The sequence below is a fragment of the Oxalobacter paeniformigenes genome, from assembly GCF_027158465.1.
Taxonomy (GTDB): Bacteria; Pseudomonadota; Gammaproteobacteria; order Burkholderiales; family Burkholderiaceae_D; genus Oxalobacter; species Oxalobacter paeniformigenes.
Map to the genome: position 1 here is coordinate 767,860 of NZ_JAMKYL010000001.1, position 13,959 is coordinate 781,818.

Here is a 13,959-nt window from a genome sequence, read left to right on the forward strand (position 1 = left end):
AGAAATGTTTGACTCCTTGTTCGAATTGCTGTTCGATTTCGCCTTCTTTTATCCGTTGCTCATGTCATACCTGTGGATGACAGGGGCACTGCTGTACTACTACCGCTACGAAAGAGGGCAGCACTACACCGTTCCGCCGGAACTGCCTGAATACCCCTTCGTATCCATACTGGTACCGTGCTACAACGAATCGTCCAACGTCATCGAAACCTTCACGGCGCTGGCCGATCTGCATTACCCCAACTACGAAGTCCTCGCCATCAACGACGGCAGCTCCGACGATACCGGCGAACAACTTGAAGCCGTGGCGAAAACCATCCCCCGGATGCGGGTCGTCCAGCTCGCCACCAACCAGGGCAAGGCCGTCGCCCTCAAAGCCGGCGCGCTGGCTGCCAAAGGCGAATTTCTGGTCTGTATCGACGGCGACGCCATACTGGACCACTACGCCGTCACCTGGATCATGAGCCACTTCATCAACAACCCGCGTGTCGGCGCCGTAACCGGCAACCCGCGTATCCGCACCCGCAGCACGCTGCTGGGACGCATCCAGGTCGGCGAATTTTCCGCCATCGTCGGACTGCTCAAACGCGCACAACGGATATACGGACGCATCTTCACCATCTCCGGCGTCATCGGCGCCTACCGCCGCCGTGCGCTGCACAGCGTCGGCTACTGGAACGAACTGACCATCACCGAAGACATCGACATCAGCTGGCGATTGCAGGTCAAACACTGGGACATCCGCTTCGAACCGCACGCCCTGTGCTGGATCCTCATGCCTGAAACACTGGGCGGCCTGTTCAAACAGCGCCTGCGCTGGGCAGTCGGGGGAGGGGAAGCCTTCAAGAACTATTGCCACAATCTGTTCAACTGGAAAGCACGCCGTTTCTGGGGTATCTTCATCGAATATATACTGAGTGTCGCATGGAGCTACATACTCCTGCTGCTGACCGTCATATCCATCGTCAAACTGTTCATCAATCTGCCCGACACCTCGACAGAACAGCTATTCTCGCTCCCCTATACCGGACTGATACTGGGCGCGACCTGTCTGTTGCAATTCGCCGTCTGTTTCTTCATGGAACGCAAATACGATCGCGGACTCCTGAGCATCTACCTCGCCATCATCTGGTACCCGATTTTCTACTGGCTGCTGAACTGGATCGTTTCCATGATCGCCTTCCCGAAAGCCATGTTCTTCTCCAGCGGCAAAAAACGCGGACGGTGGCATACGACCGACAGGGGAATCAATTCCCGAAAAGAAGACAACGCAACATCCTGACACGTCCAAACGACTGACCAACCAAACGGAACACCAAGATGCAAACCGATCCAAAAGACCTGATAGTGTGCTATCGCGACCGTCAAACGGCGGGACAGCGCACACTGGGTGTCCTGCTGCACATCGTATTCTGGTGCATCATGCTGTACCTGATCGTCACCTTCATCGCCCTGTGCTGCCAGATGATCGACGACACCCTGTTCACCAGCATCATCGACAAAAAAGACTCATTGGCAATCAAGCACCTCATCACGCGCTTCTTTCCATGGATAGGCGGCTTCATATGCGTATTCCTGCTCTGGGCGCTCTACAACAAACTGCGCTTCAAAGGCGAACGCGACCGCCGCCAGACCCAGCCGCCGTCCATCACACTGGAAGAAACCGCCCAGACGACACTGCTTGGCATTGACGACATCCGCAAAATGCATCAGGCGAAAATCATGACCTGCATGTTCGATGATAACGGCAACATCGTCAGCGTACTCTGCGATACCGCAAACGAAACCGTCAGGGAAAAACAACCCGCAAACGCCGCCATCATCCACGAAAAAATCAGCGCATAACCCCCGAACCCGCCCCGTCCTGCCGCACGACAGGGCGGGGCATTTCCCTCCCCACAATCCCCCCAAACATCCCGTCCGGAACGGCACCTACCAAACACTGAACGGCCCAGCCAAACACGGTACTGCCACATCCGCACATCGCCGGCCAAACCGGCGAAACCTCCAGAAAAATCATGCCATTCGCAACATTGCCATTTTCCTCAAGGCAGCATAATTTGCTATATTGGTCAAATTGGTTACCTACGGAGCAAGCATGATGAATCTACTGTATGCATCATCCCGCGTCGCATTTGTCGCCATGATCCACGACCTCGGCAAACTCGCACAACGCGCAGACCAGGCAATCACGAAACAGCAAAAAGAAGCCCGTGCCACACAACTCATCGACAGATAAAAACATGTGTCGCAGCGGACTGCGCAGGCAACCAACCATCCGCAAACAAAACTTCGCATAATTTATATTATGTAAAATTACTGACGCATTTCACTAGACAGTATCTGGCACATCGTGCAAAAGTCCTCTATCCTCTATTGCATGACCGGAACAAACCCTACGTTTGAACGTTACTGCAATCATGGCAAAAAAAACTGTCAGGACAGAAAGAACCGCACCTGAATCGATCAGGATTCGCGGTGCGAGAGTCCATAACCTGAAAAATATTGATGTCGATATCCCGCTGAACCGGATCGTCGCCATCGCCGGCGTTTCCGGTTCCGGGAAATCGTCGCTGGCGCTGGGTGTCCTGTATGCCGAAGGATCGCGGCGCTATCTGGAAGCGCTTTCGACCTATACACGGCGGCGGATGACGCAGGCTGCCAGACCGCAAGTCGATGAGGTATTGTATGTACCGGCCGCGCTGGCATTGCGCCAGCGTCCGGGTATTCCCGGCATCCGCAGCACCTTCGGCACGGGAACCGAATTGCTCAACAGCCTTCGCCTGATGTTTTCGCGACTGGCCAACCATCGTTGTCCGAACGGGCATTATCTGGAACCCTCGCTGGCTGTCGCTGCCGGACAGGCGCTGCGCTGTCCTGAATGCGGTACATCGTTTTACGCGCCCTCGGCAGAAGAACTGGCTTTCAACAGTCAGGGCGCATGCCGTACCTGTGACGGGACGGGCATGATACGGACCGTCGATCTGGCGACACTCGTGCCGGACGACAGTCTCTCTATCGACGATGGTGCGGTCGCGCCATGGAATTCCCTGATGTGGTCGCTGATGACCGATGTCTGTCGTGCGATGGGCGTCCGTACCGACATACCGTTCCGCGACCTGACCGAACAAGAAAAAGAAATCGTCTATCACGGCCCTGCCGAGAAAAAACACATCCTTTACAAGGCCAAAAATTCCAATCAGGCCGGCGAACTGGACTTCACCTATTACAACGCGGTCTATACCGTCGAAAATGCCCTTGCCAAAGTCAAGGATGAAAAAGGGATGAAGCGAGTCGAGAAATTCCTGAAAGAATCCCCCTGCCCCGACTGTGGTGGAACACGACTGTCCAAAGCGGCCAGAATGCCGAAACTGTGCGGTATCTCTCTCGACGAAGTCTGCCGCATGACCCTCTCCGATCTGGTGAAATGGGTAGCGGCCGTCCCGGCCAGCCTGCCGGAAACCATGCAGCCGATGGCGGAAAGCATTTGCGGGGCATTCGACACAACGGCAAAACGTCTGCTTGATCTGGGATTGGGTTATCTGACGCTGGACCGTGCCGCGTCCACGCTTTCCACAGGCGAACGGCAACGCATGCAACTGGCACGTGCCGTCCGCAACCGGACAACCGGTGTGCTTTATGTACTGGATGAACCATCCATCGGGCTGCATCCATCCAACATCACCGGACTGACCGGCGTCATGCAGGATTTGATAGCCGACGGCAACTCCGTCATACTGGTCGATCACGACACACAGATTCTCTCCGAAGCGGACTGGCTGATCGAAATGGGACCGGATGCCGGAGCGTCGGGCGGCCATGTCATTGCAGAGGGAAAAATCGCCGACATCGCCGACAATCCCGTTTCACGGATAGCTCCCTTCCTTTCCGGAAAAAACCGTATCCACATGCGCAAGACGGACATGTCCGCCCTCTTCTCTTCCGGAAAACTTCACCTTGCGACAACAGCTATCCATACCGTCAAACCCGCTGAAGTCGATATTCCAAAAGGCAAACTGACCGTCGTGACCGGCGTTTCCGGCTCCGGCAAAACCACGCTGATTCTGGAAAGCCTTGTGCCGGCACTCTCGGCCTTTATCCATGGAGAAAACCTGCCGGAACACGTCCTGTCGATAGACGCACCGGGTATCAGACAGGTCAAACTGATCGACGCCACACCGATCGGCATCAATGTGCGCTCCACCGTCGCGACCTATGCCAACGTCCATGACGAACTCAGAAAAGTATTCGCGAAAACACCGGCAGCAAAAGAACAAGGCTACAAGGCAGGCGATTTTTCCTACAACACCGGAAAACTGCGCTGTTCCGTCTGCGACGGCACCGGTATCATCAGTCTGGACGTACAATTCCTGCCTGACGTGGACATCCCCTGCCCCGCATGCCGCGGCTCGCGGTTTTCGAAAACCGCCGGACAAATCCGCTACGAAAATCGCTCCGGACAAGCCTATTCGATGCCCGAACTCATGGACATGGACATCCGGACGGCACTGACTGCCTGCAAGGATCTGAAAATCGTCAGCCAGCGACTGGACGTATTGCGGCAACTCGGACTTGGCTATCTGACGCTCGGAGAAGAAACCCCCGCCCTTTCCGGCGGAGAAGCACAGCGCCTGAAACTGGCCAGTGAAATGGGCAAGGCGCAAAACGACACCGTATTCGTATTCGACGAACCCACGATCGGCCTTCACCCGCTGGATGTCCAGACCCTGCTGGACGTATTCGCGACGCTGATCGAAAACGGCGCCACCGTCATCGTCATCGAACACGACCTCGATCTCATACGAAATGCTGACTACATCATCGACATGGGACCGGGCGGTGGCTCAGACGGCGGGAAAATCGTCGCCGCCGGAACGCCATCCGAAATCGCAGCCAATCCGCACAGCGTCACCGGGAAATATCTCGCCCGGAAAACCACGATTTGAACATCGGTGAACCGTATGAAAACCCGTTTGTTTTCATACGGTTATTTTCCTTTATCCGAGCGCAACGCAGCGATGATACGCGCTTTTTCGTTATCTCCCTTTGTCGAAAGACGAAGCAGCGGAATCGAACATTTCCGGAAAATCCGGTTTTTCAATTCATCCCGTTGTCTCTGGCTCATATCGGAGTGATGAAAGCGGTAACCGTCCACCTCGATCGCAAGAACCGGCTTGTGTGTCAGCTTCTTCCAGATCAGGAAATCCAGATGCGACAGCGGATTCCGGACAAACTCTGATTCTTCGGCATCCAGTTTGTCATGGCGGCGTATCAGGCGATTGAGCGGGATATGCATGGATACCTGCAAATCACCGAATGCCGGAAATTCCTGCCATATATCCTCCAGCAAGCCATAAAGAAGATTTTCGGAATCGTATTCCGAAACACGGGTATGTCTGGCCAGAAATTCCTTGCGTATATCGGTATATTGATGATAGAGAAAATCAAAAATCGAAACGACGGAACCGTTATGGTCCGGTCCACCCTGGTAATTGATATATTCCAGCAAATTGGAAATATGGGTATTTTCCGGTATCTCGTTGCCCGTGATGACGATACAAAGTTTTTTCTTCGCTCTGGAAACGGCGACATTCAAAAGATCGGGGCTGTCGGCAAACGATGAAATCCGGCTTTCGGCCAGTGTCAAAATGATGGCATCTTTTTCCCTGCCCTGAAATTTGTGCACTGTATCTATTTCGACATCCGGATAATCGTGTTGCAAAACATCACGCAATGCATCGATCTGATTTCTGAACGGTGAAATAATACCGATACTGTCCGTTCCGGAAATCGAAGGCAATATCCTGGACTGTATCTCTTTGATTTCACGCAAATTGACATGAGATCGTCCCAGCGTATGCTGACCTGCCACGGTACGGAAAATTTCAAGGGGAACCATGCCATCGATCGGTTCGGTCATAATGAGCAATTGACCGTCATAAAACTGTTTGTTGCAAAAATCGATGATGGCCGGTACACAACGATAATGTTCCCGAAGTATGGTTTGCGGAATCTTCGGCAAAACGGCAAGAATCGAACTCAGAAAATTTTGCGCTGCGCAATGATATCCGTAAGGTACGCTGAATTTCCGGTAAATATCATCCAGTTCGATATGATCCTTGTCGGTGACCACATTGCGAAGCTGCATCTGATCACCGACGATAACGGCATTTTTCGCGGATGTCAGCGCCAGAAATCCGGTTTCGACAGAAACCTGCGACGCTTCATCCATAATCACATAATCATATTCGACATCCTGCCCCAGACAACGTGAAGAAAAAGCCGAACTCAGGACAATGGGATACCACTCAAGAAACGCACGCCAGTCCGAACGCATCGTAAACGAATCGAAGCGCAATCGTGATTTCTTATGATATTTCCGGAAAAGACGATCCTTCAACAACAACATCGAAACCGACTGGATACGCTTCATAATACCATCTGCCGACATGGCGGTATCGCTGTGGATACTGTCAAGTTCCGCCCTGATCGTCCTGATCTTTTCACGCAAAACGTTTTCTTTCAGATCATAAATGGCATGCTGGAGCAGCAATTCCTGCTCATGATCGGGCAAATGATGGAAACCGGGTGAACGAAACGTCCATAAACATTTGATTTTCCACAAAAATCCAGACAATCCGGAAGAAGCGGATTGCAAATTTTCCCGCACCTTTTTGCTTTTCCATAACCTTATCAGACGATCGAGCTGTTTTTCCTGATCGAACAGTTTCCATCTGATTTCAAAAGGAACATCAGGACGACGGCAATCCTTGCGGAAATAGGAGGCTTCCAGCAACAATTCCGACAAGGCGGTTTTTGTCTGTACCTCTTCCCTCTCCAGCCGGAAAATACGGTCCAGATTCGCACTCAGTACCGACAATTCATTTTCCAGTCCGGCTGCATATGCGAAATCCAGTCGCCAACCCGAAAAACCGTCCGGTAATCCGATATAACCCTGATTATCGAGAAACGCTTTCCGGTTATCGGCATTGCCAAGCGCCGCGACCAGAAAATCCAGCTGGCAGTCCGCCAGTTTATCCGCCACATTTTTCGTCGCCGAATTGTTGTTGGAAACCACCAGAGCGGTTTTGCCCTGCCATACCAGATTGGCAAGAATATTCAGAATCGTCTGGGTTTTCCCTGTACCTGGCGGCCCCTGAATTACACTGGCCCTCGATGCCAATGCATTTCGTATCGCCGTGCACTGGCTTTCATTCAGACCGAACGGATAAAGCACTGTTCCGACTTGCGCTCTTATATCCCGATATTCCGCTGGCGACAGATATTCCTTTGCGATAGCTGTATCGGGAATACAAACAATATCAGCATATTGCCCCTGAAGCAAAAGCTGTCCGTTTTCGTTTTTGAGTTTGCTTGCGCCGGCACTTGTCCTGAGATATTCAAAAACATCGGTCACCTTGCGGTCAGTCAACAAAAGATTGTCGACCGCCACGACTTCCGACTCGTCAAAAACAAACCACAATCCGCTTTCTGTTTCGGCATACCAGTATCCGGCCTTCGAATCACTCTCGCTTTCCCTGATGACATCATCGGAAAAATGGCACAAATAAGAAAATGCTTCTTTCGGCCAAAATGAATGTTTATTGAAATATTTTTTTGTCGGCTTCAGCACCTTGCTTGCCGGATCGTAAACTGCGGGCTTTTTAAACCATCTGATATTATCGGCACGATAAGTATAAGAACGGGATGGCGAATTGCCATAAGCACCGAATTCAACCCAGACTTTATTGCCCTTTCTGGCAATCGCCACAATATTGGCCGTCCTGTTCTGGCCTTTGACAAAAATCAGATTTTCACGAGGGAACATACCAGCGAAATCATTCATCCCGAACGGGGAAACCATCATCATCGCCTATTCTAGAATAATCCGGTACACGCAGACAGCACCCCCGTTGTTCATAACCGAAACGACGATTGTTTCCAACGACATCGATCAGACCAGGCGCCCCCCATGTTCTGCCATACCCGCCTGAAATTTATTCCTTTCATAACGGAAAAGACCATTGTTTGGCGGTAATATAAACAGTTTCTTCCCGAACACCGCCTCGATACGTACCAGGCCCACGTTTTCATGAAAATCCTTCACACTTCCGACTGGCACCTCGGCCGCTCGCTGTACGGCAGACAGCGTTATGACGAATTCGAAGCCTTTCTGGACTGGCTGTCCGAAACAATCTGGCGGAACGAAGTCAGCACCCTGCTGGTGTCTGGCGACATATTCGACAACAGCACCCCATCGACCCGTGCGCAGGAACTGTATTACCGTTTTCTGGGGCAAACCATCCGCTCGTCCTGCCGGCATATCGTCATCATCGCCGGCAATCACGACTCTCCCGCCTTTCTCGACGCACCGCAACAGCTGCTCAAGGCACTCGACATCCATGTCATCGGTCACGGCAACCATCCGCCGGAAGAAGAAGTTCTGGTACTGCATGATGAATACCGCAATCCCGAACTGATCGTCTGTGCCGTCCCCTATCTCCGTGATCGCGATATCCGGCCATCCGAAGCCGGTGAAAGCGCCGACCGGAAAGAAGAAAAGCTGCTCGAAGGCATCCGCACGCATTACGCAAACGTCACCGCGCTTGCCGAACAAAAGCGGCAGGAACTCGGCGGCGATATTCCCGTCGTGGCGATGGGGCATCTCTTCACCGCGGGTGGCCAGACAATTGACGGTGACGGTGTACGGGAACTGTACGTCGGTTCCATCGCCCACGTCACCGCCGGCATCTTCCCGGACAACCTGGACTATGTCGCGCTGGGGCATCTTCATGTACCGCAAACCGTCAATCACACCGACACCATCCGGTACAGCGGTTCCCCGCTTCCGATGGGCTTCGGTGAAGCACGGCAACAGAAAAGCGTTTGCCTCGTCGAATTTCAGGGAACCGTCCCGACGGTCCGTCCCCTCGGCGTCCCCGTATTCCAGCGACTGGAAAGCATCCACGGCGATCTGGATACCATCATGGCGCGCATCCGCGAACTGGCTGCGGAGGACGAAAACATCTGGCTGGAAGTCATCTACAAAGGCGCCGAAATCATCGGCGACTTGCGCGAGCAGCTGGAAAGCGCTGTCGAAGGCACCCGGCTGGACATCATCCGCGTCCGCGACCAGCGCATTATCGACCGTGTGCTGGAACGGACACAGCCGGAAGAAACACTGCATGACATGGACGTTTACGAAGTGTTTTCCCGCTGTCTGGATGCCCACGACATTCCACAGGAACAGCGTCCGGCACTGACCGCCACTTACCGCGAAGCGGTTTTCTCGCTGGAAAACGACGAACGACCCGCCACACAGAAAGACTGACCATGCGCATACTGCAAATACGTTTCAAAAACCTCAATTCGCTGGCGGGAGAATGGCTTATCGACCTGACCCATCCCTCATATACATCGGACGGAATTTTCACGATCACAGGACCGACCGGTGCAGGCAAAACCACCATACTCGATGCGATCTGCCTCGCCCTATACGGACGTACACCGAGACTTGAAATATCGCAAAAAGAAAACGGCATCATGTCCCGCCAGACCGGAGAATGCTTTGCCGAAGTCACATTTGAAACACCGGCCGGACACTACCGCTGCCACTGGAGCCACCGCCGCGCATACCAGAAAAGCGACGGCAATCTCCAGCAAGCCAGACATGAAATCGCCAACGCCGATACCGGCGAAATCATCGAATCCGGTATTCAGCGTACCGCCAGCACAATCGAATACCTTACCGGCATGAACTTCGACCGGTTCACACGCTCCATGCTGCTGGCGCAAGGCCGGTTCGACACCTTCCTGAAAGCCAGCCCGAGCGACCGCGCACCGATTCTCGAACAAATCACCGGAACCGGCATATACAGCGACATCTCCATCCGCGTACACGAATTGTCGCGCGCCGAAAGCGAAAAACTGAAACTGCTCACAGCCGAACTGGGAGCGATCACCCTGCTGGAACCGGAACAGGAAAACGCCTTGCAACAGGAACTGGCGACCCACAAGACAAAAGAAACCACGCTTGCCGGGCAGATAGCCGAAACGACCCAAGCCATCCAATGGCTGACCACGATTGAAAACCTGCAACGTGAAATCGGTGAACTGACCGATCAGGAAAACGCCCTGCAAAGAGCCATCGAAGCCTTCGGACCGGAACGCGAAAAACTGGAACACGCCACACGCGCCGCCACACTCGACGGCCAGTACGCGGCACTGCTGGCGATACGCAAACAGCAAGCTGACGACCGGCAAGCCCTCGAAACGGAAAAAACCGCCCTGCCCGGCCTGCAAGCCGCACTCACGCAACAGGCCCATGCACTTGAAACGGCCACGCAACTGACGCGCCAGCGCAAAGAAACCCGCCAGCAAATGCAACCGCTCTGGCAACAAGTCCGTGCGCTCGACCAGACACTGGATGGCCTGCAAAAACAGCTGGCCGACATCAACACGCAATACCAACAGGAAAAAGCGCACGCCGACACCGACCGGAACACGCTGTCCGAACAGACACAACACCTTGCCCGATACGACCGGACACTGGCGACCATCGACCGTTACCTCGTCGAACATGCCCGGGATGAGGCGCTTGCCACCGGCCTGCCCGCCATCGAAGAACAATCCAGACACCTGGACGCGATGGCACAGGACACCGCGCAAAAAGCCGCCGCAGAAAAAGCGGCGCGACAGGCATTGAAACAGGCGGAAACCGCCCTCGCCGAATGCCGGAAAGAAACCGGGAAAATCCGTCAGGAACAAACCCGCACCGCTTCTGCCCTCGAACAGGGAAAAAACGCGCTGGAAAAAATACTGGCAGGTCGCACATTGCGCGAATACCGGCTCGAAAAAGACCTGTTGAACGAAAAATTGCGCAACATCCAGCTCGTCGCCTCGCTGGCCGAACACCGTGCGCGCCTTCAGGACGGCAAAGCCTGTCCGCTGTGCGGCGCGCTGCACCACCCCTACACACAAGACACGATACCGGCACCGGACGAAACCACAGAAAAAATAGCCGCCATCGACCGGCTGATCACACAGGCCGAAACACAGGACACCGCCAACGCCCGACTGCAGGAAACAGCAAACCGGACGCGTGACGCCTTCAACGAAGCCGAAAAAAAAGAACTGACAGCATCGAGCCGGCAACAGGCAGCACAACAACGGCTGGACGAACGCACGCAGGAACTGGCAACCGCGCGCGAAGAACAGGAAACATACCGCAACGCTCTGTCGGCGCGGCTTCAGACACTCGGAACCGATACAACGCCGGAAACGGATATCCCCGGACGCATCGACACATTGCGAAAACGTCTGGCGGCATGGAACACACAAACCGCGCAAAAAACGACCGTCGAAAAACAGCGTGCCGACACGGACGGCGAAATCAAACGGCTTGCCGCCATCATCGAAACACGGCGCGAAACACTGCAAAACCTCATGCAAAAACGCCAGACCCTTCAGGAAGAATGGACTGCGAAACACGATACGCGCAACACCCTGTTCGGCGAACGCAAACCCGACGATGACGAAAAACGCCTGAACCGGCAAATCGACGAAGCCGAAACCGCCGAACAGCAAGCCAGAGAACGGCACGACACCGCCCACCAGCGATGGCAGGCCGCCGATACCCGTATCCAAACCCTGGAAAACGCCATCCGGCAACGCACCCCGGAGCTGGAAAAACAGGAAAACACTTTTGCCGAAGCCTGCCGGACAAAAGGTTTTCCCGAAGAAACTGCCTTCCTTGCCGCCAGACTGCGAGACGAAGAGCGCGCCGCACTGGCAGAAACCGCCAGCAATCTCGATAAACGTCTGACAGGGCTGACCGCCCGCAAAAAAGACCGCGAAGAACGACTGGCAGCCGAAACCGCGAAAGCCGTCACCCCGTTATCCCTGACGGAACTGCAACAGCAATCCGGCCAGCAAAACGAAGCCATGAAAACCCTGCGCGACACCATGGCAGACATCCGGCACACATTGCAAAACAACGCCGAAGCCAAAGAACGGTTCAGGGAAAAACAAACCGTCATCGAAGCACAAAAACAGGAATGCGCCCGATGGGAAAACCTGCATGCACTCATCGGCTCGTCAGACGGCAAAAAATACCGGAACTTCGCGCAGGGACTGACATTCGAACTCATGATCACCCATGCAAACCGGCAACTGCAAAAAATGACCGACCGGTACCTGCTCATCCGCAACCGCACCCAGCCGCTGGAACTGGACGTCATCGACAACTATCAGGCCGGAGAAATCCGCTCGACCCGCAATCTCTCCGGCGGCGAGAGCTTCATCATCAGCCTGTCGCTGGCACTGGGTCTGTCCGGCATGGCCAGCCGGAATGTCCGCGTCGATTCCCTGTTTCTTGACGAAGGCTTCGGCACGCTCGACGAAGCGGCGCTCGAAACCGCGCTGGATACACTGGCCGGCTTGCAGCAAAACGGCAAACTGATCGGCATCATCTCGCATGTCAGCGCACTGAAAGACCGGATCCGCACACAAATCCGGGTCATCCCCGGCAAGAACGGCAAAAGCAGAATCGAAGGCCCGGGATGCAGCCTGCAAAACGACACATAACAAGACAAACCTTGCGGCATGAGCGAAACCGCCATGCCGCATGACGGTCGTACACGATCAAAAACACACTGTCCGTTCGATAAAATATCCGCCACTTTCATGGAAAAGCAGCATCTTCTCCATCCTGTTTACCATGCAGAAAATCCTGCTCGCGTCCTTCCGTGTATCCCATGAAAGAAACGTCATGCTGGATGTATCCGCCGTGAAAACCACCGCCGGATCACCGGCATAAAATTCCCCCGTGAAATACCGCCACCATCCCGACACATGCCCCTCTCGTCCATCGAAATCGGACAAAAATACCGTTTACGAACTGCCGTACGGCACACTGCCCGGAAACACCCCGCAAAAGACCGCGACAAGCGAAAAATCCTGAATAGGCACCCTTCAGGCATTATGCCGTCGTCACACTTCATCAATTTTTAATATTGGCTTCACTTTTTTTCATCAGAAAAAACAGAACAATATTTCGGAAAAATTACTTTTACAAATCATGGAGTTATGTAATTACTTACAGTATCTCGATGCAAATCGTAACTTTGTTCGAAAAAAAGCGAATAAATATGTATAAAAAACTTTATTGAAGTCGATTCCCAATTGCTCAAAAATAAGGCTATCGACTTACAGGAAAACGCTCCGGGAAAAATTGCAGGATATCCGACATTCACCCCGTTAAAACCGTTTTCTGAAAAGACAAGTGCACTTATTGAACTATCAAAGGTGGTTATCATGTTTAATCCAGCCAAGTTCCAGAAAATCGATTCTTATGTATCAGCTCTGTGCATCGGTGCTTTGGCAAGCCTGTCGTTCTGGTTTCTGATCATCGGCTCCCTGCTGGGCATCGTATTCGGCCAACAGGACACAACACCGGCCGATCCGATCCATCCGGTTCATTATGTACAGTCCGGAACATATGATGCCGGGACATCTCATGGACTGCCATCCCTGTACGCAAGCCATACGCATACCGATACCCGACTGTCCTGACTCGTCCTTCCCGAATCAGGTTCCGTCCTTTGTGGCCTGCCTGATTCGGGACACAACCTACCCGTAACGCACCCGACAAAACCTCTCCATTCCGTTACGGCGCTTTCACCGGCTTTTTGCCGATTTCTCCATACCCAGCCGTACCGGCCAAACCGGCAGCCTGCCTGATCTCCTCGCCATGCCCGGCGACAGCCTTTCATACACCCCGCCTCTTCATCGCTTGTCCGCCCTCAACCCCGGGTGAACCTTCCTGAAAATCCCGCTTTTTCCATTCAGCCGATAGAATCAGGCAAGAATGATAAAGAATCGTGCCTATCCGTATCCTGCATGTTTTTCTATACTGGATTCTGATACAGGCCGATACGGACAATACAAACTGTCGGCCGC

General features: G+C 53.6%; 8 protein-coding genes. 7 read left to right on the forward strand and 1 reads right to left on the reverse strand.

The genetic code is table 11. The annotated features are described in order from the left end of the window. The first annotated feature begins 4 nt into the window (after nt 1-4). The 4 genes from pgaC (at nt 5) to NAI64_RS03530 (ending at nt 4,946) form a co-directional block, all read left to right on the forward strand. A complete protein-coding gene (gene pgaC, locus NAI64_RS03515) occupies nt 5-1,282 on the forward strand; it encodes a poly-beta-1,6-N-acetyl-D-glucosamine synthase (protein ID WP_269297801.1) in 1,278 nt (425 codons plus the stop codon). Nucleotides 1,283-1,320: 38 nt separating this feature from the next. Further along, complete coding sequence (gene pgaD, locus NAI64_RS03520) at nt 1,321-1,845, forward strand: poly-beta-1,6-N-acetyl-D-glucosamine biosynthesis protein PgaD (RefSeq protein WP_269297803.1); 525 nt, start codon at nt 1,321-1,323, stop codon at nt 1,843-1,845. A gap of 253 nt (nt 1,846-2,098) precedes the next feature. Next, entirely contained in the window at nt 2,099-2,239 is a 141-nt protein-coding gene (locus NAI64_RS03525; RefSeq protein WP_269297804.1) for a hypothetical protein, read from the forward strand. 181 nt (nt 2,240-2,420) lie between these two features. Then, nucleotides 2,421-4,946: an excinuclease ABC subunit UvrA gene (locus tag NAI64_RS03530; protein WP_269297806.1), complete on the forward strand. Its 2,526-nt coding sequence runs from the start codon at nt 2,421-2,423 to the stop codon at nt 4,944-4,946. A 41-nt stretch (nt 4,947-4,987) separates the two neighbouring features. Here NAI64_RS03530 and NAI64_RS03535 read toward each other — a convergent pair whose 3' ends face one another. Continuing rightward, nucleotides 4,988-7,567 (reverse strand): AAA domain-containing protein, encoded by a 2,580-nt coding sequence (locus NAI64_RS03535; protein ID WP_269297808.1) that lies wholly within the window; start codon nt 7,565-7,567, stop codon nt 4,988-4,990. 525 nt (nt 7,568-8,092) lie between these two features. Here NAI64_RS03535 and NAI64_RS03540 point away from each other — a divergent pair. From NAI64_RS03540 to NAI64_RS03550, 3 genes are all read left to right on the forward strand, one after another. After that, entirely contained in the window at nt 8,093-9,331 is a 1,239-nt protein-coding gene (locus tag NAI64_RS03540; protein ID WP_269297810.1) for an exonuclease SbcCD subunit D C-terminal domain-containing protein, read from the forward strand. Between the two features lie 2 nt (nt 9,332-9,333). Then, the gene (locus tag NAI64_RS03545; RefSeq protein WP_269297812.1) at nt 9,334-12,585 is read left to right on the forward strand and encodes an AAA family ATPase; all 3,252 of its coding nucleotides are present in this window, start codon (nt 9,334-9,336) and stop codon (nt 12,583-12,585) included. A 729-nt stretch (nt 12,586-13,314) separates the two neighbouring features. Beyond that, nucleotides 13,315-13,572: a hypothetical protein gene (locus tag NAI64_RS03550; RefSeq protein WP_269297814.1), complete on the forward strand. Its 258-nt coding sequence runs from the start codon at nt 13,315-13,317 to the stop codon at nt 13,570-13,572. Nucleotides 13,573-13,959: the final 387 nt, after the last annotated feature.